General features: G+C 68.4%; 17 protein-coding genes and 2 tRNA genes. 16 read left to right on the top strand and 3 right to left on the bottom strand.

All coding sequences use genetic code 11. From position 1 onward, the window contains the following. Positions 1–116: 116 nt before the first annotated feature. Complete coding sequence (gene ppnN, locus VFV21_RS02485) at positions 117–1,502, top strand: nucleotide 5'-monophosphate nucleosidase PpnN (RefSeq protein WP_329667915.1); 1,386 nt, start codon at positions 117–119, stop codon at positions 1,500–1,502. 16 nt (positions 1,503–1,518) lie between these two features. Here ppnN and VFV21_RS02480 read toward each other — a convergent pair whose 3' ends face one another. Continuing rightward, positions 1,519–2,553 (bottom strand): sensor histidine kinase, encoded by a 1,035-nt coding sequence (locus VFV21_RS02480; RefSeq protein ID WP_329667914.1) that lies wholly within the window; start codon positions 2,551–2,553, stop codon positions 1,519–1,521. Between the two features lie 162 nt (positions 2,554–2,715). Between VFV21_RS02480 and VFV21_RS02475 the strand changes: the two genes are divergently transcribed. From VFV21_RS02475 to VFV21_RS02450, 6 genes are read left to right on the top strand one after another with little or no spacing between them, the layout of a single operon-like run. Then, a complete protein-coding gene (locus VFV21_RS02475) occupies positions 2,716–3,330 on the top strand; it encodes a GspH/FimT family pseudopilin (protein ID WP_329667913.1) in 615 nt (204 codons plus the stop codon). Positions 3,331–3,342: 12 nt separating this feature from the next. Further along, positions 3,343–3,804, top strand: a complete 462-nt coding sequence (gene pilV / locus VFV21_RS02470; RefSeq protein WP_329667912.1) for a type IV pilus modification protein PilV — start codon at positions 3,343–3,345, stop codon at positions 3,802–3,804. Then, positions 3,801–4,823, top strand: coding sequence for a prepilin-type N-terminal cleavage/methylation domain-containing protein (locus tag VFV21_RS02465; protein WP_329667911.1), 1,023 nt, complete (start codon positions 3,801–3,803; stop codon positions 4,821–4,823). Before pilV ends, VFV21_RS02465 begins: the two co-directional genes overlap by 4 nt. Beyond that, positions 4,820–5,359, top strand: a complete 540-nt coding sequence (locus tag VFV21_RS02460) for a pilus assembly PilX family protein (protein WP_329667910.1) — start codon at positions 4,820–4,822, stop codon at positions 5,357–5,359. The genes VFV21_RS02465 and VFV21_RS02460 overlap by 4 nt, the downstream gene beginning before the upstream one ends. Before the next feature lie 38 nt (positions 5,360–5,397). Further along, positions 5,398–8,652: a pilus assembly protein gene (locus VFV21_RS02455; RefSeq protein WP_329667909.1), complete on the top strand. Its 3,255-nt coding sequence runs from the start codon at positions 5,398–5,400 to the stop codon at positions 8,650–8,652. A 3-nt stretch (positions 8,653–8,655) separates the two neighbouring features. Beyond that, entirely contained in the window at positions 8,656–9,123 is a 468-nt protein-coding gene (locus VFV21_RS02450; RefSeq protein WP_329667908.1) for a type IV pilin protein, read from the top strand. A gap of 50 nt (positions 9,124–9,173) precedes the next feature. Here VFV21_RS02450 and VFV21_RS02445 read toward each other — a convergent pair. Next, a tRNA-Asn gene (locus VFV21_RS02445) sits at positions 9,174–9,250 on the bottom strand. A gap of 51 nt (positions 9,251–9,301) precedes the next feature. Next, positions 9,302–9,841, bottom strand: coding sequence for a GspH/FimT family protein (locus VFV21_RS02440; protein WP_329667907.1), 540 nt, complete (start codon positions 9,839–9,841; stop codon positions 9,302–9,304). 149 nt (positions 9,842–9,990) lie between these two features. Between VFV21_RS02440 and uvrB the strand changes: the two genes are divergently transcribed. The 9 genes from uvrB to pheT all read left to right on the top strand — a co-directional run bounded on the left by uvrB (position 9,991) and on the right by pheT (position 19,604). Continuing rightward, positions 9,991–12,006 (top strand): excinuclease ABC subunit UvrB, encoded by a 2,016-nt coding sequence (gene uvrB / locus VFV21_RS02435; protein WP_329667906.1) that lies wholly within the window; start codon positions 9,991–9,993, stop codon positions 12,004–12,006. 125 nt (positions 12,007–12,131) lie between these two features. Beyond that, positions 12,132–12,371 carry a hypothetical protein gene (locus VFV21_RS02430; RefSeq protein ID WP_329667905.1) on the top strand — a complete coding sequence of 80 codons (240 nt, stop codon included), beginning with the start codon at positions 12,132–12,134 and terminating at the stop codon, positions 12,369–12,371. Between the two features lie 59 nt (positions 12,372–12,430). Beyond that, positions 12,431–12,505: transfer RNA gene (locus tag VFV21_RS02425), tRNA-Val, on the top strand. 281 nt (positions 12,506–12,786) lie between these two features. Continuing rightward, positions 12,787–14,694, top strand: coding sequence for a threonine--tRNA ligase (thrS, locus tag VFV21_RS02420; RefSeq protein ID WP_329667904.1), 1,908 nt, complete (start codon positions 12,787–12,789; stop codon positions 14,692–14,694). Between the two features lie 42 nt (positions 14,695–14,736). After that, positions 14,737–15,264: a translation initiation factor IF-3 gene (gene infC, locus VFV21_RS02415; RefSeq protein WP_084590568.1), complete on the top strand. Its 528-nt coding sequence runs from the start codon at positions 14,737–14,739 to the stop codon at positions 15,262–15,264. Between the two features lie 296 nt (positions 15,265–15,560). Then, entirely contained in the window at positions 15,561–15,764 is a 204-nt protein-coding gene (gene rpmI, locus VFV21_RS02410; RefSeq protein ID WP_034210347.1) for a 50S ribosomal protein L35, read from the top strand. Between the two features lie 13 nt (positions 15,765–15,777). Beyond that, entirely contained in the window at positions 15,778–16,137 is a 360-nt protein-coding gene (rplT, locus tag VFV21_RS02405; protein WP_034210348.1) for a 50S ribosomal protein L20, read from the top strand. A gap of 105 nt (positions 16,138–16,242) precedes the next feature. Then, complete coding sequence (gene pheS, locus VFV21_RS02400) at positions 16,243–17,238, top strand: phenylalanine--tRNA ligase subunit alpha (RefSeq protein ID WP_329667903.1); 996 nt, start codon at positions 16,243–16,245, stop codon at positions 17,236–17,238. Beyond that, the gene (gene pheT / locus VFV21_RS02395) at positions 17,235–19,604 is read left to right on the top strand and encodes a phenylalanine--tRNA ligase subunit beta (RefSeq protein WP_329667902.1); all 2,370 of its coding nucleotides are present in this window, start codon (positions 17,235–17,237) and stop codon (positions 19,602–19,604) included. The genes pheS and pheT overlap by 4 nt, the downstream gene beginning before the upstream one ends. Positions 19,605–19,631: the final 27 nt, after the last annotated feature.

The raw sequence follows: 19,631 nt of genomic DNA, 5'->3' as shown, positions 1-19,631 counted from the left end.
TCAGTCCCGATGCCTTGCGCCGAATGCCATCGGGACTGAAGTCCCTCCCACAGGGATGCCACCGGGCAGTGGTAGAGTCTGCCGTCCAATAGGACAGACAGACGAAACGACGCCCCATGACCGAGCAACAAGACCTTCCCGCCACCGTCAACACCCGCATCTCCCCGCGCGGCGGCCTGGACATCCTTTCCCGCGACGAAGTGGCCCGCCTGGCCGATGCCTCCACCGGCGGCCTGCGCGAACTGCTGCGCCGCTGCGCGCTGGCGGTGCTGACCACCGACAGCGATTCCGACGACCCGCGCGCCGCCTCGCTGCGCTACCCCGATTTCGACATCGAGGTGCAGCAGCAGGACCGCGGCATCAAGATCGAGCTCAAGGCCGCGCCCGCCAGCGCCTTCGTGGACGGCGAGATCATCCGCGGCATCGCCGAGAACCTGTTCGCCGTGGTGCGCGACATCGCCTACAACGCGATCGAGGTGAGCGGCAGCAACAAGTTCGACCTGGGCACCGGCCCGGGCATGACCAGCGCCGTGTTCGAGATCCTGCGCAACGCCCGCGTCATGCGCTCGTACCAGAACCCGAGCCTGGTGGTGTGCTGGGGCGGCCACTCGATCGGCCGCGACGAATACCTCTACACCAAGAAGGTCGGCTACCAGCTGGGCCTGCGCGGCCTCGACATCTGCACCGGCTGCGGCCCGGGCGCGATGAAGGGCCCGATGAAGGGCGCCACCATCGCCCACGCCAAGCAGCGCCAGAGCCGCCCGCGCTACATCGGCATCACCGAGCCGGGCATCATCGCCGCCGAGTCGCCGAACCCGATCGTCAACCACCTGGTGATCATGCCGGACATCGAGAAGCGGCTCGAAGCCTTCGTGCGCCTCGGCCACGGCATCATCGTGTTCCCGGGTGGCGTCGGCACCGCGGAGGAAATCCTGTACCTGCTGGGCGTGCTGCTGCACCCGGCCAATGCCGAGCTGCCGTTCCCGCTGATCTTCACCGGCCCGGCCGAGTCCGCGGCCTACTTCGAGCAGATCGACCAGTTCCTGCGCCTGACCCTGGGCGAGGCCGCGACCTCGCGCTACCGCATCATCGTCGACGACGCCGCCGAGGTGGCCAAGGTGATGCGCGAGGGCATCCGCAAGGTGCGCGAGCACCGGCTGAAGGAGCAGGACGCGTTCTTCTTCAACTGGTCGCTGCACCTGCCCGAGGAATTCCAGCGCCCGTTCCCGCCGACGCACGCGGCGATGGCCGGCCTGAAGCTGCACCGCGAACAGCCGCCGCACCTGCTGGCCGCCGACCTGCGCCGCGCCTTCTCGGGCATCGTCGCCGGCAACGTCAAGGAAGAGGGCATGCGCGAGATCGAGCGCCACGGCCCGTACATCATCGACGGCGACAAGGAGATCATGCGCGCCCTCGACGGCCTGCTGAAGGCCTTCGTGGCCCAGCGCCGCATGAAGATCAGCGGCAGCTACAAGCCCTGCTACCAGGTCGCGAACGGCTGACGCCTTCCTTGCGCTCCTAGAGGGCGCGGGGAAGGGTGAGCGTGGCGACGTAGCGGCCGTCGATGATGCCCGCCTCGACGCGGCCGCGGCCTTCGGTCAGCGCCTCGATGCGGCTGCGCACCGAGGCCAGGCCGACCTGGTGGCCGGCATGGGCCGGCCCCACCCGGGTACTGGCCCGCGGCAGGTCGTTGGCCACGATCACCTTCACCTGTGCGCCTTCGGCCTCCACCCGGACGTCCACCGCGCCGCCTTCCGCCGAGGGCTCGACCCCATGGCGGATCGCGTTCTCGACCAAGGGCTGGATCGACAGGGTGGGCACCCTGATCGCTGGCACCGGATCGGGCAGGCTCCATGACAGGCGCAGCCGGGGCCCGAAGCGCAGGGCCTCGATCTCGAGGTATCGCCGGGCCAGCGCCAGCTCGTCGGCCAGCGGGATTTCGCTCTCGCCCGACAGCGCGGCCCGGAACAGATCGGACAGGTCCAGCAGCAGCTGCTCGGCTTCGCCCGGCCGCGCATGCACCAGGGCGGCGCCGGTATTGAGCGTGTTGAACAGGAAATGCGGGCGGATTCGTGCCTGGAGGGCCTCGAGCTCGGCCTGCTTCGCAAGCACGGCCAACTGCCGGGCGCGCCAGAAATTCTGGAAGGCGGCCAGCGCCAGCAGGCCGACCGTCAAGGTCATGGCGCACAGCCGCAGCTGTTGCTGGAACCAGCCCTGCAGGCCGCCGCCGTCGGCGCCGCTGAGCGCCAGCCAGGCCGCGCTGCCGGCGACCAGGGCATTGAGCACCAGCAGCGAGAGCGCGATCCAGGCGACCCGCGGCGCGGCGACCCGGGCCAGCGCGCCACGGAGGGCGTACAGGGCCCCGAGCGTCAGCAGGGCGATCCACTGGATCATCAGCGAGGCGAGCCCGAAATGGACCCACCGGTCGCCCGGGTTCCCGGGGGCCAGCGCCAGCAGCAGGGCCAGCCCTTCGCCGGCCAGCAGCACGGCGGTCAGGGCCTGGGGCTGCCACAAGGCCTCGAGGGGTTGGGTCGGCGGGGGGCGCTTGGCCATTCTGGCCCTGGGGCTGGGGGTCGCGGCCATCTTGCCCGGTGCCCGTGGCCTTGCAAAGCGAGGCCCCGCTGGCGCCGTCCATCGGGCCGCCCATCGGTTGAAGCTGGCGGGGGCGGGGGGCGGCCGCTAGGCTCCAGCCTTGGATAATCTGGAACCGGAACCATGAGCCGAGATCTTCGACCCCCGTCGCCCCGCGCGAATGCCGTCCGCCGCGGGCGGGAGCAGGGCTACACGCTCATCGAGCTGCTGGTGGTCATCATCATCATCGGCATCGTGTCGGCGATCAGCTTTCCCAGCTTCCGCGAGATGATCAACAGCAACCGCCTCACCGGCGCCGCCAACGAACTGATCGCCAGCCTGCAGATCGCCCGTTCGGAGGCCGTGCGCCGAAACGCGCGCGTGGTCATCTGCCCCTCGACCAATGGCACCGCCTGCGGCGGCACCAACTGGGGCAGGCACATCTCGTTCGTCGACGCCAACCGTGATGGCGCCGCCGACGGCGCGCTGGTCCTGCGCGACACCACGATCGACGCCCCCCTGCAGCTCCTCGGCAGCCCGGCCGTGACCGCCGCCGACCGCATCGTCTTCCGCTCCGACGGCCGCGCCCGCGCCAACGTCACGGCCGACGCCGCCATCCTCGCCGGCAAGATCAGCGTGTGCCTCGCCACCACGCGTCCGGTGGCCAACATCCGTGACGTGCAGATCGGCTCCGGCAGCCGCATCTCGGTGGTGTCGCGCAGCGGCGCCGGCGCCTGCACCGCACCCACCAATACCTGACAGGGCCGCGACATGACTCGCCACCGATCCTCCGCTCCCTCCCCGAAGCACCGCCAGCAGGGCCTCAGCCTGATCGAAGTCCTCATCGCCGCGCTCATCCTGGCCATCGGCCTGCTGGGCATCGCCGCGATGCAGGCCGTCACGCTCAAGAACAGCCAGAGCGCTTTCGACCGCACCCAGGCCGTCGTGCTGAGCTACTCGATGTTCGATGCGATGCGCGCCAACGCGACCTCGGCGCGCGCCAACGGCTACACCCTGGCGCGTACCTGCACCGTGCCGTCGGCCGGCAGCAGCCTCGCCAGCCGCGACCAGGCCCGCTGGATCCAGTCGTTGAAGGATGCGATGGGCCCGTCGGCCTGCGGCACCATTTCCGCCTGCGTCAGCAATGTCTGCAGCATCACGGTGGAGTGGAACGACTCCCGCGCCACCGACGGCGATCCCAACGAAACCCTCACCACGACGAGCCGCATATGAACCGACTGCGAAACCCCATGCCGGCCCGGGCCGCGGTCCAGGGCTTCAGCCTGATCGAGCTGATGATCGCGCTCATCGTCGGCCTGCTGGTGGTCGCGGCCGCCGGCGGCATCTTCATATCGAACAAGCGCACCTACGCGACCACCGAGACCCTCGGGCGCCTGCAGGAGAACGGACGCGTCGCGTTCGAGCTGATGGCACGCGAGCTACGCGAGGCGGGCGGCACGCCCTGCGGCCGAAACCTGCCGGTCGCCAACACGATCATCCCGGCGACTGCCGCGACCAACTTCGGCGACGGCCTGCGCGGCTACGACGCCGGCGAAGCCATCACCGGGCTCGACGGCACCGGCGAGGGCCAGCGCGTGCTGGCCACCGACGCGATCGAAATCAAGTCGGGCGGCCAGGCCGACGTCACCGTCACCAAGCACAATCCCTCGGCGGCGACCATCCACGTCAACACCACCGAGCACGGCTTCAAGCCCGGCGACATCCTGCTGATCTGCGATTACACGCAGGCCACGATCTTCCTGCAGACCGGCCCGCAGAACAACGTGCTGCACGTCAACCACAACACCGGCAACAACCCGGGCCCGCAGTTCAACGGCTTCCAGAACGACTGCAAGTCGCTCAGCTTCCCCAGCTGCACCGGCGACAAGGCCAAGGATGGCAAGCAGTACAACGACAACGCCGTGATCGCCAAGTTCTCCTCCACCATCTGGTACGTCGGCAACAACGCCCGCGGTGGCCGCTCGCTGTACCGCCGGGCGCTGAACCAGGCGCCGGAAGAGGTCACCGAAGGCATCACCGACATGCGCCTGACCTACCTGCTGATCGGTGGCTCCAACTACACCGCCACCGTTGGCGCCAATGACTGGCGCAACGTCGCCGCCGTACGCATCGAGGTCGACCTGGCCGCCGCCGCCGGCGCGCTCACCGCCAGCGAGATCACCGGCACCGACGGCGCCGCCCTCGACCGCCCGTTGTCCCACACCGTGACCCTCCGGAACCGCGTGCCATGAGCCATTCCTTCGCCACCCCGCTGCCTCGCCGCCAGCGCGGCGTCGCCCTGCTGGTCGTGCTGATGCTGCTGCTGATCATGACCCTGCTCGGGCTCGCCAGCCTGCGCGGTTCGATCATGGAAGAGCGCATGAGCGCGAACCTCTTCGACCGCAGCCTGATGTTCCAGGCCGCCGAGTCGGCCCTGCGCCAGGGCGAGGATTTCGCCGCCACCACCAAGCCCTCGCAGTACACCGCGGCCTGCACGAACGGGCTGTGCACGGCGCCAAACACCGCCGCCGACGTCACCTTCGTCAACCGCTGGCTGCTCGACAACCCGCCTTACAAAGCAACGACCGCGGTGACCTCGGGCTCCCTCTCGGTCACCCCGGGATACTTCATCGAGTACATGGGATCGGCGCCGAACTGGCCTGGCTGTGATCGCGAGAACCCGATCCAGGCTGGCTGCCTCGGGCCGCGTTACCGCGTCACCGCCCGCGCGACGGCCGATGGCCGTTCGCAAGTGATCCTGCAGTCCAGCTTCACCTCGCCGGAATGATTTCCCTCGCCCCCCTGCGCCACGAGCGGAGTAGCGCCATGAGCCACCTTAATTCCCGTACTGCCAGCGCCAACCATCGCCTGTTGGCCATGGCCATCGGCGCGGCCGTCGCCATTGCCTCCCTGCCGGTCCAGGCCGCACTCATCGTCCCCAATGTCCCGCTACAGTCGGGCGACGCGGTGGCGCCCAACGTCTGGTTCATCCTCGACGACTCCGGCTCGATGGAGGGCACCCAGATGGACGACCCCTCGCTGGCTGCTGTATCCGGGACCGGGGTCAACATCAGCTCGCGGACCTACGTCAGCAACACCATCTATTACAACCCTGCCAAGGAGTACGATCCCTGGCAGGAGTTCGACGGCAGCTTCTTCCCCGAAACGCCGTACACCGCTGCCTGGGGCGACGCCAGCCTCGCCAGCACGCCGGTGAACTTGGCCTTGAATAACCAGATTTTTTACGTTCCCAAGGCCGATGCGACGGACCTGACTGATCCCCGGCAGTACTACCTTTGGTATTTCCCCACCGGTGGCGTGTCGGCCCTGCGCTGCGAGCGGCTATACAACGCGGGCACCGACAGCTGGTTCTGGGGCAACTGCACCAACATCACCAGCTTCACCTGGACCCGCCCCGACGGAACCACGGTCACCCGCGACCTCGACGAAGAGCTTGAGAATTACGCGACCTGGTACTCCTACCATCGCACCCGCATGAAGGTGGCGAAGGCCGGCACGAGCTATGCCTTCAATGACCTCGGCGACGATGTCCGGGTGGGTTTCACCACCATTTGGGACCGGAACAAGCTGGACATCCCGGTGGCAACCGACAACGGTCGCTTCCGCAACCTCGGCGCGTCCACCAACCGGTCCACCTGGTTCGCACGCTTGTTCGCGGCCGAGGGCGAGGGCACCACGCCCCTGATCCCGGCCCTATCCCGCGCGGGCGACATGTACGACGACACCGGCGCCAGCAGCCCGTGGGGCCCCGAGACGGGCACCGCGCAGCTGGCCTGCCGCCAGAACTTCACCATCCTCACCACCGATGGTTTCTGGAACGAAGGCAGCACCTCGATCGGCAATTCCGACAACACCGCGGGCAGCACGATCGCCAACCCGCAGGGCGGCAACTACACCTACGAGCCCGCGGCCCCGTTCAAGGACGCCTACAGCAACACGCTCGCCGACGTGGCGATGCAGTACTGGAAGACCGACCTGCGCACCGACCTCGAGAACATCGTGCCGACCACCTCGTCGAACCCGGCGTTCTGGCAGCACATGGTGACGTTTGGCATCTCGATCGGCCTGCGGGGTTCGCTCGACCCGGTGAAGGACATGCCTGGCCTGATCGCGGGCACGACGGCCTGGCCGGATCCGATGGATAACGAGGACATCGAGCGCATCGACGATCTCCTGCACGCCTCCGTCAACGGCCACGGCTCCTTCGTGGCCGCCAGCGACCCGGAGCAGTTCACCATCGGCCTGCGCAATGCGCTCAATGCCATCGTCGAGCGCACGGCCTCCGGTTCCAACGTCGCGGCCAACACCGTCCGCCTCGACTCCGAGACCCGCATCTTCCAGGCCAGCTACATCGCCGGAAAGTGGACCGGCGAGCTGGCGTCCTATCCGATCAGTTCGGCCGGTGTTTCCGCGACACCCGACTGGCTGGGGTCGCTGGGCATCCCGGCAACCGGGCGCAAGGTGTTCACCCTGTACGGCAGCACCAAGGCGACCTTCCCGACCACGGAGCAGTCCACGGCCATGGGTGCCAACCAGGCGGCCTACGTCGCCGGCTCCACCGCCAACGAGATCAGCAACGGCGGCACCTTCCGCAACCGCGCCCACCTGCTCGGCGACATCATCAATTCGTCGCCGGCGTTCGTGCGGGAAACCAACACCATCTTCGTCGGCGCCAACGACGGCATGCTGCACGCCTTCGCGACCACCGGCACCAACAAGGGCAAGGAGCTCTTCGCCTTCGTCCCGAACGCCACCTCCGCCGCCAGCCTGGCCAAGCTCAAGACCCTGGCGGACCCGAACTACAGCCACCAGTACTTCGTCGATGGCCCCGTCGTCGTGTCCAGCTACGCCGACACGCCCAACAAGAACTACCTGGTGGGCACGCTCGGGCGTGGTGGCAAGGGCGTTTACTTCCTCGACGTGACCAGCCCAACCACGTTTGCCGCGACCAACATCACCACCGAGTACCCGGGCTCCACCACCGACGCCGACATGGGCTTCGTGCTGGGCCGCCCGCTGATTGCCAACGTGCTCATCGGCACCAGCCTGACCAACGCGGTCAAGACGCCGGTGGCCATCGTCAGCAACGGCATCAACAGCACCAACGGCGACCCGGTGCTGTTTGTGTTCAACCTGGCCACGGGCGAGTTCATCAAGAAGATCGTCGCCCAGGCCGTCGCCACCGATGACGACAACGGCCTGTCCGCGCCGCGCGGCTGGGACGAGGACGGCGACCGTCTGCTCGACTACGTCTACGCCGGCGATCTGAAGGGCAACATCTGGAAGTTCGACTTCACCAGCCCGAAGGTCGTGGATTGGGGCCTGCACGTCGAGGGCGACCCGTTCTTCGTCGCCACCGATTCGGCCGGCAAGCGCCAGCCGATCACCGGCGGCCTGTCGGTGTCGCTGAACCCGACCGACTTCAAGCCCTGGGTCTTCTTCGGCACCGGCAAGTACATCGAGTCCACCGACCTCACGTCGCCGGACGTGCAGACGCTCTACGGCGTGAAGGATCTCAACGCCGCCGTGGGCGCCCGTGCGGACAACCTGCAGGCCCGTACGCTGGTGGCCACCGGCGTCATCGACAACCAGCCGGTCCGCGCCTTTGAGGCCAATGCACCGCTGGACCAGGCCAAGAAGGGCTGGTACGTCGACCTGCCGGCGCCGAAGACCACGCCGCCGACGCCCGCCGAACGTATCGTGGGCGACCCGTTCCTGCTCGGCACGACCCTGGTGGTGCCCAGCATCGTCCCCAGCTCCAACCCCTGCGGTGGCGGCACCGGCTTCATCAACGCCATCGACGCCTTCAGCGGCACCAGCGTGTCCTCGCCGTTCTTCGACGTGGACGGGGACGGCAGCTTCGATGACGACACCCTCAAGAATGGCAACGCCAACATCCCGGTCGGCTCGGTGAACCTGGGCATCGCGATGCCGACGTCGCCGACGGTGGTCGAGAACCTGCTCGTGGCCGGCGGCTCGCTCGGCACGACGGGAACGGTCGCGGTCAATAACCCCCTGTTCAAGGGCCGTATCTCCTGGCGCGAAATCGTAAGGGACTAAGCAATGACTGCCATTTTCCGGAACAGCAACGGCCTGTCCGCGCGCGCCACCCTCGCCGGGGCGCGCAGGCAGAGCGGCTTCACGCTCATCGAGCTCATGGTGGTGATCCTGGTGCTGGGCGTGCTTGCGGGCATCGCCTACGCCAGCTACGAGAACGCCACCGTGGCATCGCGCCGCAAGGCGGCGGCGGCCTGCCTGCTGGAGGCCTCGCAGTTCATGGAGCGCTACTACAGCACCAACCTCAGGTATACGGACGCGGTCATCCCGGCGTTGCCCTGCCGCACGGAACTGACCCCGCACTACACGATCCCGACGCCCACGCTGACCGCCACGACGTACGCGCTGACGATAGTGCCGGTGAGCGGCAGCCGCCAGGCGGCCAAGGACGGCGCGAAGTGCGGCACGCTGGGCATCACCCAGGCCGGCACCAAGACACGCACCGGCTCGGCACCCCTGTCGGAGTGCTGGTAAGACAAAAAAAAACGGGCCGCAGCGATGCGGCCCGTTTCTTTTTCAATGCCTGGCGCCCGAAGTTGGACTCGAACCAACGACCCCCTGATTAACAGTCAAGTGCTCTAACCGGCTGAGCTATTCGGGCGGGGACGGGCATTTTAATGCACTTCGGCCCCGGGTCAAGCCTGAACACTGCCTAGGGCGGGTAGGGGCAGGGCTTGGGCGCGTTGTCCTGGCGCTCGGTGCGAGGTCGTCCTGCATTGTTGACGACCACGGTGCCAAGCAGTTTTGCGGCGCCCCGGCTGCAGATGCGGATGCTGAGGTTCGACCCGCTGGACCAGCCGGTGGGCAGGAATCGGATGCGGTGGCGGCCGGCGCTGCTCCGCGCCAGCAGCGGCCCCTCGTCCAGCGGGACGTGCTGGAGGATGTCGGCTTGCCGCGCGGGTTGGTCGCGGCGCCCCGGATCGGCGTATGCCATCCAGCCTCCTTCCCAGGCCAGGTCGCGCCGACAGCGCAGTCCATCCCGCGTGGGGCAAAGCGTGACCGGTTGCCCCAGCCGGACGGCGCCCAGCCGGGACAGCGCCATGGAGGCCGTGAGCTGGTGGGTGAACGCACGCGTGCGGTGGCGCTCCAGCATCGCCGCGAACGAGGGCGCCGCGAGCGCCGCGAGCAGGCCCGACACCATCAGCACCACCACCAGCTCCACCAGCGTGAAGCCACGGACCGGTCTTTCCATCGCGCGTCCTCCCAGCACAGGAGGCGAAGTGTTGCCCTTGCCATCACGCGGCCCCATCGGGGTTGCCCGGCCCCTGGGGTAGGGCGGTCACCAAGCCGGGGGTAGGCCGGCGGCTATACTCAGGGGCTGCCCCAACCTGGACTCCCCCCGTGTCCGATCGCTTCGAACTCACCGCGCCCTACCAGCCCGCAGGCGAGCAGCCGCAGGCCATCGCGCGCCTGGTCGAGGGCTTCGAGGCCGGCCTGGCGCAGCAGACCCTGCTCGGCGTCACCGGCTCGGGCAAGACCTACACCATCGCCAACGTCATCCAGGCGGTGCAGAAGCCCACCCTGGTGCTGGCGCCGAACAAGACCCTTGCCGCCCAGCTCTACGGCGAGTTCAAGTCCTTCTTCCCCAACAACGCGGTCGAGTACTTCGTCAGCTACTACGACTACTACCAGCCCGAGGCCTACATCCCGAGCACCGACACCTTCATCGAGAAGGACAGCAACATCAACGAGCACATCGAGCAGATGCGCCTGTCGGCGACCAAGGCCCTGCTCGAGCGACGCGACGCGGTGGTGGTGGCCAGCGTCTCGGCCATCTACGGCCTGGGCGACCCGAACGAGTACTTCCGGATGGTGCTGCACCTGGTCAAGGGCGACCGCATCGACCAGCGCGAGCTGATCCGCCGCCTCACCGAGATGCAGTACAGCCGCAACGAGACCGAGCTGGTCCGCGGTGCCTTCCGGGTGCGCGGCGAGACGGTGGACGTGCACCCGGCCGAATCGGAAATCGAGGCCCTGCGCATCCAGCTCTTCGACGGCGAGATCGAGGGCGTCTTCCTGTTCGACCCGCTCACCGGCCACATCACCCGGAAGCTGCAGCGCTACACGCTTTATCCGAAGTCGCACTACGTCACCACGCGCCGCACCGTGCTGGACGCCATCGAGACCATCAAGGTCGAGTTCAGCGCCCGGATGGAGGAGCTGTACAAGGCCAACAAGCTGCTCGAGGCGCAGCGCCTGCAGCAGCGCACCATGTACGACATCGAGATGATGGCCGAGGTCGGCTTCTGTTCGGGCATCGAGAACTACAGCCGGCACCTCACCGGGCAGATGCCCGGCGAGCCGCCGCCCTGCCTGTTCGACTACCTGCCGCCGGACGCGCTGCTGGTGGTGGACGAATCGCACGTGACCATCCCGCAGCTGGGCGCCATGTACAAGGGCGACCGCTCGCGCAAGGAGACGCTGGTGGAGTTCGGGTTCCGCCTGCCCTCGGCGCTGGACAACCGGCCGCTGAAGTTCGAGGAGTGGGAGCGGCGCGCGCCGCGCAGCATCTACGTCTCGGCCACGCCGGGCAAGTACGAGCTGGAGAAGTCCGGCGACCAGGTGGTCGAACTACTGGTGCGCCCCACCGGCCTGGTCGACCCCGAGGTCGAGATCCGCCCGGTGGCGACCCAGGTGGACGACGTGCTGTCCGAGATCCACGCGCGGGTGAAGCAGGGCGACCGCGTCCTGATCACCACGCTGACCAAGAAGATGGCGGAGAACCTGACCGACTACCTCGCCGAGCACGACGTCAAGGTGCGCTACCTGCACAGCGACGTTGACACGGTGGAGCGCGTCGAGATCATCCGCGACCTGCGCCTGGGCGTGTTCGACGTGCTGGTCGGCATCAACCTGCTGCGCGAGGGCCTGGACATGCCCGAGGTCTCGCTGGTCGCGATCCTGGACGCCGACAAGGAGGGCTTCCTGCGCTCCACCGGCTCGCTGATCCAGACCATCGGCCGCGCCGCCCGCAACGTCCGCGGCAAGGCCATCCTCTACGCCGACCGCATCACCAACTCGATGAAGGCCGCGATCGACGAGACCGACCGGCGCCGCCAGCGCCAGGTGGAATACAACCGCGAGCACGGCATCACCCCGACCAGCATCCAGCGCGCCGTGCTGGACGTGATGGAGGGCGCCCGCAGCGAGCCCGAGGAGGCCAAGGGGCGCGGCAAGGGCCGCAAGGTGGCGGAAGCCGGCACCGACTACGGCCTGCTCGACCCGGCGCAGCTGGCCGCCCGGCTCAAGCAGCTCGAGGCGCGGATGCACAAGCATGCCCAGGACCTGGAGTTCGAGGAGGCCGCCCGGGTCCGCGACGAGATCCACCGCCTGCGGACCCAGGGCCTGATGGCCTGACCCGGGTGCTTGCATTACTTCCGGCAGGGGTCTAAAACAGAGCCCAGGCGGGTGGGGACCCGTCGTCCAAGCGTCCAGTCGCAGGCCGGAGTGCCCGGCGCCGGACGCCCATGCAGGGGAATGCCATGGGAACCATCGAAATGCGCGGCGTGCTCGCCGTCGTCCTGATCGCGTCCAGCGGGCTGCTGACCGGCATGGCGGCGCTGCCGGCGGGCGAGCCGGCGCCGGCCGGGCTCGAGGTCGCCACCGGACGCCCGGGCGAGGGGCTGTTCAAGCGCGTGATGCACCGCGCCTGCCTGGTCAGCGTCGCGGCCACCCGCAGCGACCTGCGCTCCGCCGCCGACCGCGAGCGCGAGTGCCGCTGACGGGCCCGCCGCGGGGGCTTGGCCCGCCCCGGAGGGCTTGTTATACTGCGCGGCCTCGTGGGCGATTAGCTCAGCGGTAGAGCATTACCTTGACATGGTAGGGGTCACAGGTTCGAACCCTGTATCGCCCACCACCTTCCCCGGAAGGTGCACGAAGGACGCAACGGCCAGGCCCTCGCCTGGCCGTTTTGCTTACAGCGCCGGAAGCCGCGGATTCATTGACTTGGCGAGCGCCGGAGCCTACCTTTGCCTCGTCAAACGAACTGCAAGGTGGCCCCGGGGAACCGGCGCCGAGCGTGCGACATGAGCACTACCGCCGCCCACTGACCGACCCGCCGCGCCTCGCCATCCGCGAAGGGCGCCCGGCGCCCTTTTTTCATGTCCGCCCCCCGGGGCGCGACCGCATGAGAGACCCATGATCAAGATCACGCTCCCCGACGGCAGCCAGCGTCCGTTCGAACACCCGGTCACCGTCGCCGAGGTCGCCGCGTCCATCGGCGCCGGCCTGGCCAAGGCCGCGCTCGGCGGCAAGGTCGACGGCAAGCTGGTGGACGCCAGCTTCCGCATCGAGAACGACGCCGCGCTCGAGATCGTCACCGAGAAGCACCCCGATGCGCTCGACGTGCTGCGCCACTCCACCGCGCACCTGCTGGCCCAGGCCGTGCAGCGCCTGTTCCCGGGCACCCAGGTCACCATCGGCCCGGTGATCGACAACGGCTTCTACTACGACTTCGCCTACGAGCGTCCGTTCACCCCGGAAGACCTGCCCGCCATCGAGGCGGAGATGCAGAAGATCGTCAAGGAAGCCTTGCCGGTCACCCGCAGCGTCAAGTCGCGCGACGAGGCCGTGGCCTTCTTCAAGGGCCTGGGCGAGCACTACAAGGCCGAGATCATCGAATCCATCCCGGCCACCGAAGACCTGTCGCTGTATTCGCAGGGCGAGTTCACCGACCTCTGCCGCGGCCCGCACGTGCCGGGCACCGACAAGCTGCGCGCGTTCAAGCTGATGAAGGTGGCCGGCGCCTACTGGCGCGGCGACCACAACAACCAGATGCTCAGCCGCATCTACGGCACCGCCTGGCTGAACGACAAGGACCTCAAGGCCTACCTCACCCAGCTCGAGGAAGCCGAGAAGCGCGACCACCGCAAGATCGCGAAGCAGCTCGAGCTCTTCCACATCCAGGAAGAGGCGCCGGGCCTGGTGTTCTGGCATCCGAAGGGCTGGCAGCTGTGGCAGGTGGTCGAGCAATACATGCGCCGCGTCTACCGCGCGTCCGGCTACCAGGAAGTGCGCTGCCCGCAGATCCTCGATGTTTCCCTGTGGAAGAAGTCCGGCCACTGGGACAACTACAAGGAGAACATGTTCTTCACCGAGTCCGAGAAGCGCACCTACGCGCTCAAGCCGATGAACTGCCCGGGCCACGTGCAGGTGTTCAACCAGGGCCTGCACAGCTACCGCGACCTGCCGATCCGCTACGGCGAGTTCGGCGCCTGCCACCGCAACGAGCCCTCGGGCGCGCTGCACGGCATCCTGCGCGTGCGCGGCTTCACCCAGGACGACGGCCACATCTTCTGCACCCCGGACCAGGTCGAGGCCGAGGTCACCGCCTTCCATCGCCAGGCCCTGAAGGTCTACGAGGACTTCGGCTTCCAGGACGTGCAGATCAAGATCGCCCTGCGCCCCGAGAACCGCCTGGGCGACGACGCCACCTGGGACAAGGCCGAGGCCGCCCTCCGCGCCGCCCTGTCGGCCTGCGGCGTGGCCTGGGAGGAGCTGCCGGGCGAGGGTGCCTTCTACGGCCCGAAGATCGAATACCACCTCAAGGACGCCATCGGCCGCACCTGGCAGCTGGGCACCATGCAGGTGGACTTCATGATGCCGGCCCGCCTGGGCGCCGAATATGTGGACGAGAGTTCCACCAAGCGCCACCCGGTGATGCTGCACCGCGCCATCGTCGGCTCGATGGAGCGCTTCATCGGCATCCTGATCGAGAACCACTCGGGCGCCTTCCCGGCCTGGCTGGCCCCGGTGCAGGCGGTGGTGATGAACATCACCGACGCCCAGGCCGACTGGGTCGAGCAGGTCCGGAAAACCCTTGTGAATCAAGGCTTCCGGGTCCAGGCCGATTTGCGGAACGAGAAGATCGGCTATAAGATCCGCGAGCACACGCTGCAGAAAGTCCCGTATTTGCTGGTCGTTGGCGACCGCGAGAAGGAAAATGGGATGATTGCGGTGCGCACGCGGTCCGGGGAGGACCTCGGCACGATGCCGCTGGAAGGCTTCCTCGACAAGCTGCGCGCGGAGAATGGCCCGGCTGCCTGATGCAGGCGACCGGTTCGGGTTACACACAACAGGATTAATCGAATCAATACTTCATCTACAGACAAGGGCAACCGCAAGAACCTCGAGATCCGGGTCCCGCGCGTGCGCGTGATCGGCCTGGACGGCGAGATGGTCGGTGTGCTCACGCGCGACGAAGCGATCGCGCTGGCCGAGGAATCGGGCGTGGACCTGGTGGAAATCCAGCCGACCGCCGATCCGCCGGTGTGCCGGATCATGGATTACGGCAAGTACAAGTTCGACCTGCAGAAGAAGGCCAACGCGGCCAAGAAGAAGCAGAAGATCGTCGAGATCAAGGAACTCAAGTTCCGCCCGACCACCGACGACGGCGACTACAACATCAAGCTGCGCAACCTGCGTCGCTTCCTCGAGGAAGGCGACAAGGTCAAGGTCAACATCCGCTTCAAGGGCCGCGAGATGGCCCACCAGGAGCTGGGCATGGAGATGGCCAAGCGCATCGAGGCCGACCTGGCCGATGAAGTGGTCATCGAGCAGCGCCCCCGCCTCGAGGGCCGCCAGATGATCATGATGGTCGCCCCCAAGAAGAAGTAACCCCCCGTAGGAGGGCCTTCAGGCCCGAAGCCTTTCGCCGAGAGGTTCGGGACTGAAGTCCCTCCTACAGCCCCTCCTACACAAGTCGCTAATTTTGTTGCATAATTCGCGGCTCGCCGGCTTCCGGCGGGCACCCGGTGCGGCATCCGGGCCCAGGTCATCGGGCAAAGCCGTCATGGACCTGTCCTGGTTTCCGCAAGGGAATCAGAGACTTATAAGCCGACAAGGGCAGGATGGAAAGCGTGGCGCAAGCCACCGCCCAGGTCAGTAAACAACGAACCCAAGAAGGGACACCCATGGCCAAGACCAAGATCAAGACCAATCGGGCGGCCGCCAAGCGCTTCCGGAAAACTGCTTCCGGCAAGTTCAAGGCTGGCCACGCCAACCGTAGCCACATCCTCACCAAGAAGGCCACCAAGCGTAAGCGTAACCTCCGCCAGACGAACCACGTCCGCGCCGAGGATTCCGGTCGCCTGATGCGCCAGCTGCCCTATCTCTGAGGAGGACTGAACCATGGCACGAGTCAAGCGTGGTGTTACGGCGCGCCGCCGCCACAAGAAAATCATCAAGCTCGCGAAGGGTTACTACAACGCCCGCCGCAAGGTCTTCCGCGTCGCCAAGCAGGCCGTCACCAAGGCCCAGCAGTACGCGTACATCGGCCGCAAGCAGAAGAAGCGCCAGTTCCGCAGCCTGTGGATCGTCCGCATCAATGCGGCGGCCCGCCTGCACGGCCTGAGCTACAGCCGCTTCATGAATGGCCTGCTGAAGGCGAACGTCACCCTGGACCGCAAGGCCCTGGCCGACATCGCCATCCACGATCCCGCCGCGTTTGGCGCGATCGCCGAGCAGGCCAAGCGCGCTCTCGCGGCGTAAGGCCAAGGTCCGCGGCGGCGAGCCGCTTGCGGGCATGAAGAAGGTGGGGAAGGGCGAGAGTCCTTCCCCATTTTCGTTTACGGGCAGCAAGCACTGGATGTGGGAATGACCGACCTCGAGAACCTCACCCGCTCGGCGCTCGCCGAGATCGAAGCCGCCACGCAGCTCGAGGCGCTCGACGCCCTGCGCGTGTCCCTGCTGGGCAAGTCCGGCAGCATCACCGGCCAGCTCAAGCAGCTCGGCGCGCTGGCGCCCGAGCAGCGCAAGCTCGCCGGCGAAGCCGTGAACCGCGCCAAGGACGCCCTGTCCGACGCCATCGCCGCCCGCAAGGCGACGCTGGAGGCCGAAGCGCTGGCCAGGCGCCTCGCCTCCGAGCGCATCGACGTGACCCTGCCGGGCCGCGGCGGCCAGGCCGGCAACCTGCACCCGGTGTCGCGCACGCTCGAGCGCATCACCGACATCTTCGCGCGCCTGGGCTACCAGCTGGCCGACGGCCCGGAGATCGAGGACGACCACCACAACTTCGAGGCGCTGAACTTCCCGCCGCACCACCCGGCGCGCGCCATGCACGACACCTTCTACTTCCCGGACGGCCGCCTGCTGCGCACGCACACCAGCGGCGTGCAGGTGCGCTTCATGGGCAAGAACCCGCCGCCGCTGCGCATGATCGCCGCCGGCAAGGTCTACCGCAGCGACTCCGACCAGACCCACACGCCGATGTTCCACCAGGTCGAAGGCCTGCTGGTGGACGAGACCTCCAGCTTCGCCGACCTCAAGGGCACGCTGGCCGAGTTCGTGCGCGCCTTCTTCGAGCGTGACTTCGAGATGCGCTTCCGCCCCAGCTACTTCCCCTTCACCGAGCCTTCGGCCGAAGTGGACATCGCCTGGCAGCAGCCCGACGGCAGCACCCGCTGGCTGGAAGTGCTGGGCTGCGGCATGGTCCACCCGAACGTGCTGCGCGCCTGCGGCATCGACCCGGAGAAGTACACCGGCTTCGCCTTCGGCCTCGGCGTCGAGCGCTTCGCCATGCTGCGCTACGGCGTCAACGACCTGCGCAGCTTCTTCGAGAACGACACCCGCTTCCTGAGGCAGTTCGCATGAAGTTCCCCGAAAGCTGGCTCCGAGAGCACGTCACCGTCGCCGCCTCGCGCGATGCGCTGTCCGCGCGCCTGACCGCGATCGGCCTCGAGGTCGAGGACGCGCAGGTGCTGGGCGAAGGCCTGGGCGGCGTCGTCGTCGCCGAGATCCTGTCCTGCGAAAAGCATCCGGAAGCCGACCGCCTGCAGGTCTGCCAGGTCGCCACCGGCGCCGGCACCGTGCAGATCGTCTGCGGCGCGCCGAACGCGCGCCCGGGCCTGAAGGCCCCGCTGGCCACGGTCGGCGCGAACCTGCCGGGTGGCATTGCGATCAAGGCCGCGAAACTGCGCGGCGTCGACTCGCAGGGCATGCTCTGCTCGGCCAAGGAGCTCGGCGTGGATGCCGACGCCTCCGGCCTGCTCGAGCTGCCGGCCGACGCGCCGGTGGGGCAGGGCATCGCCGCTTACCTCGGCCTGCCGGACGCCTGCTTCGAGCTCAAGCTCACGCCCAACCGCGCCGACTGCTTCAGCGTCCGCGGCGTCGCCTTCGACGTGGCCGCGGCGCTGGGCGCGCAGGTCAACGCGCTGCAGATCCCGGAAGCCAGGCTCGAAGCCAGCGCATCGCTGCCGGTCGAACTGCACGCCGGCGCCGACTGCCCGCGCTACTGCGGCCGCGTCATCGAAGGCCTGGATCCCGCCGCGCGCACGCCGCTGTGGCTGGCCGAGCGCTTGCGCCGCGCCGGCCTGCGGCCGATCAGCCCGCTGGTGGACATCACCAACTACGTGATGCTCGAGCTGGGCCAGCCGATGCACGCCTTTGATGCCGACAAGCTCTCGGGCCCGGTCGGCGTGCGCCGCGCCCGCGCCGGTGAAACGCTGAAGCTGCTCGACGAGCGCGAGGCGGCACTGGACGATGGCTTCCTGGTCATCACCGACGCCGACCGCCCGGTGGCGCTGGCCGGCGTGATGGGCGGCTGGGACACCCGCGTCACCGATGCCACCACCCGCGTGTTCCTGGAAAGCGCCCATTTCGCGCCGTCCGCCATCATCGGCCGCGCCCGCCGCATCGGCCTGCACACCGACGCCTCGCATCGCTTCGAGCGCGGCGTGGATCCGCAGCTGCCGCGCTACGCGCTCGAGCGCGCCACCGCGCTGGTGCAGCAGGTGATGGGCGGCCGCGCCGGCGCCATCACCGAAGCCACGCTGCCCGCGCACCTGCCGCAGCCGGCGCCGGTGGCCCTGCGCCGCGCGCGCCTGGCCCGCGTGCTCGGCCTGTCGGTGCCCGATGCCGAGGTCGAGCGCATCCTGCGCGCGCTGGGCATGCAGGTCAGCGCCACCGCCGAGGGTTGGAGCGTGCTGCCGCCGACCCGCCGCTTCGACATCGCGATCGAGGAAGACCTGGTCGAGGAAGTCGCCCGCATCCACGGCTACGACGCCATCCCGACCACCACGCCCACCGGCGAGGTGCGCCTGGTCGCGCCGTCCGAAACCCGCGTCGCCGACGCCGTGCTGCGCCGCCAGCTGGTCGCGCATGATTTCGTCGAAGCCATCAACTACGCCTTCCTCGATGCCGACAGCCTCGCGGCCTGGCAGCTGCAGGACGGCGCCGTGGCGCTGGCCAATCCGCTCACCGCCGAACTGGGCGTGATGCGCACCTCGCTGCTGCCGGGGCTGGTCTCGGCGCTGGTGCGCAACCGCGCGCGCCAGCAGTCGCGCGTGCGCCTGTTCGAGCTGGGCCGCGTGTTCCACCTCGCCGAGGGCGCGCCGCGCGAGACCGCGCGCATCGCCGCCGTGGCCTGCGGCCCGGCCCAGGCCGAGCAGTGGTCGGCCGATGCCCGCGAAGTCGACTTCTTCGACCTCAAGGCCCAGGTCGAGGGCCTGCTGGCCCTGGCCGGCGCCCGCGCCGAGTTCCGCCCCGACGACCGCCCCTTCGGCCATCCGGGCCGCAGCGCGGCGGTCTGGCGCGACGGTGCGATGGTCGGCTGGGTTGGCCACCTGCACCCGGGCCTGGCCAAGGCCCTAGACCTGGACGGGGAGGTGGTCGGCTTCGAGCTGGACCTGGCCGCCGTCGCCGGCCGGGCCGTGCCCAGGGCGGGCGAGCTGTCGCGGTTCCCGTCCGTCCGCCGGGACATCGCGCTCGTCGTCCCGGAATCGACCCCGTGGGCGGCCCTGGAGGCCAGCCTGCGGACCGCGCTGGGCGGCCTGCTGCGCGAGGTCCGGCTGTTCGACCGCTACGTCGGCCCGGGCCTAGACAGCGGCTCAAAGAGTCTGGCTATGGGCTTGATTCTGCAGGACGTTTCACGCACCCTAACTGACCGCGACGCCGACCAGGCCGTCGCCACCGCCCTCGAGGCGCTGGCCAGGGACTGCGGCGCGCGGCTGAGGTCATGATGGCCGCCGGCAACGGCGGGGTACAGG

The organism is Arenimonas sp., from assembly GCF_036275555.1.
GTDB lineage: Bacteria > Pseudomonadota > Gammaproteobacteria > Xanthomonadales > Xanthomonadaceae > Arenimonas.
The sequence above is the reverse complement of the archived record's forward strand: the minus strand, read 5'-3'. Positions and strand labels throughout refer to the sequence as shown.

Bases quoted from the DNA above. Each gene is read 5' to 3' on its own strand.
- ppnN (WP_329667915.1), top strand. From the start codon at position 117: ATGACCGAGCAACAAGACCTTCCCGCCACCGTCAACACCCGCATCTCC.
- VFV21_RS02480 (WP_329667914.1), bottom strand. From the start codon at position 2,553: ATGGCCAAGCGCCCCCCGCCGACCCAACCCCTCGAGGCCTTGTGGCAG.
- VFV21_RS02475 (WP_329667913.1), top strand. From the start codon at position 2,716: ATGAGCCGAGATCTTCGACCCCCGTCGCCCCGCGCGAATGCCGTCCGC.
- pilV (WP_329667912.1), top strand. From the start codon at position 3,343: ATGACTCGCCACCGATCCTCCGCTCCCTCCCCGAAGCACCGCCAGCAG.
- VFV21_RS02465 (WP_329667911.1), top strand. From the start codon at position 3,801: ATGAACCGACTGCGAAACCCCATGCCGGCCCGGGCCGCGGTCCAGGGC.
- VFV21_RS02460 (WP_329667910.1), top strand. From the start codon at position 4,820: ATGAGCCATTCCTTCGCCACCCCGCTGCCTCGCCGCCAGCGCGGCGTC.
- VFV21_RS02455 (WP_329667909.1), top strand. From the start codon at position 5,398: ATGAGCCACCTTAATTCCCGTACTGCCAGCGCCAACCATCGCCTGTTG.
- VFV21_RS02450 (WP_329667908.1), top strand. From the start codon at position 8,656: ATGACTGCCATTTTCCGGAACAGCAACGGCCTGTCCGCGCGCGCCACC.
- VFV21_RS02440 (WP_329667907.1), bottom strand. From the start codon at position 9,841: ATGGAAAGACCGGTCCGTGGCTTCACGCTGGTGGAGCTGGTGGTGGTG.
- VFV21_RS02430 (WP_329667905.1), top strand. From the start codon at position 12,132: ATGGGAACCATCGAAATGCGCGGCGTGCTCGCCGTCGTCCTGATCGCG.
- thrS (WP_329667904.1), top strand. From the start codon at position 12,787: ATGATCAAGATCACGCTCCCCGACGGCAGCCAGCGTCCGTTCGAACAC.
- rpmI (WP_034210347.1), top strand. From the start codon at position 15,561: ATGGCCAAGACCAAGATCAAGACCAATCGGGCGGCCGCCAAGCGCTTC.
- rplT (WP_034210348.1), top strand. From the start codon at position 15,778: ATGGCACGAGTCAAGCGTGGTGTTACGGCGCGCCGCCGCCACAAGAAA.
- pheS (WP_329667903.1), top strand. From the start codon at position 16,243: ATGACCGACCTCGAGAACCTCACCCGCTCGGCGCTCGCCGAGATCGAA.
- pheT (WP_329667902.1), top strand. From the start codon at position 17,235: ATGAAGTTCCCCGAAAGCTGGCTCCGAGAGCACGTCACCGTCGCCGCC.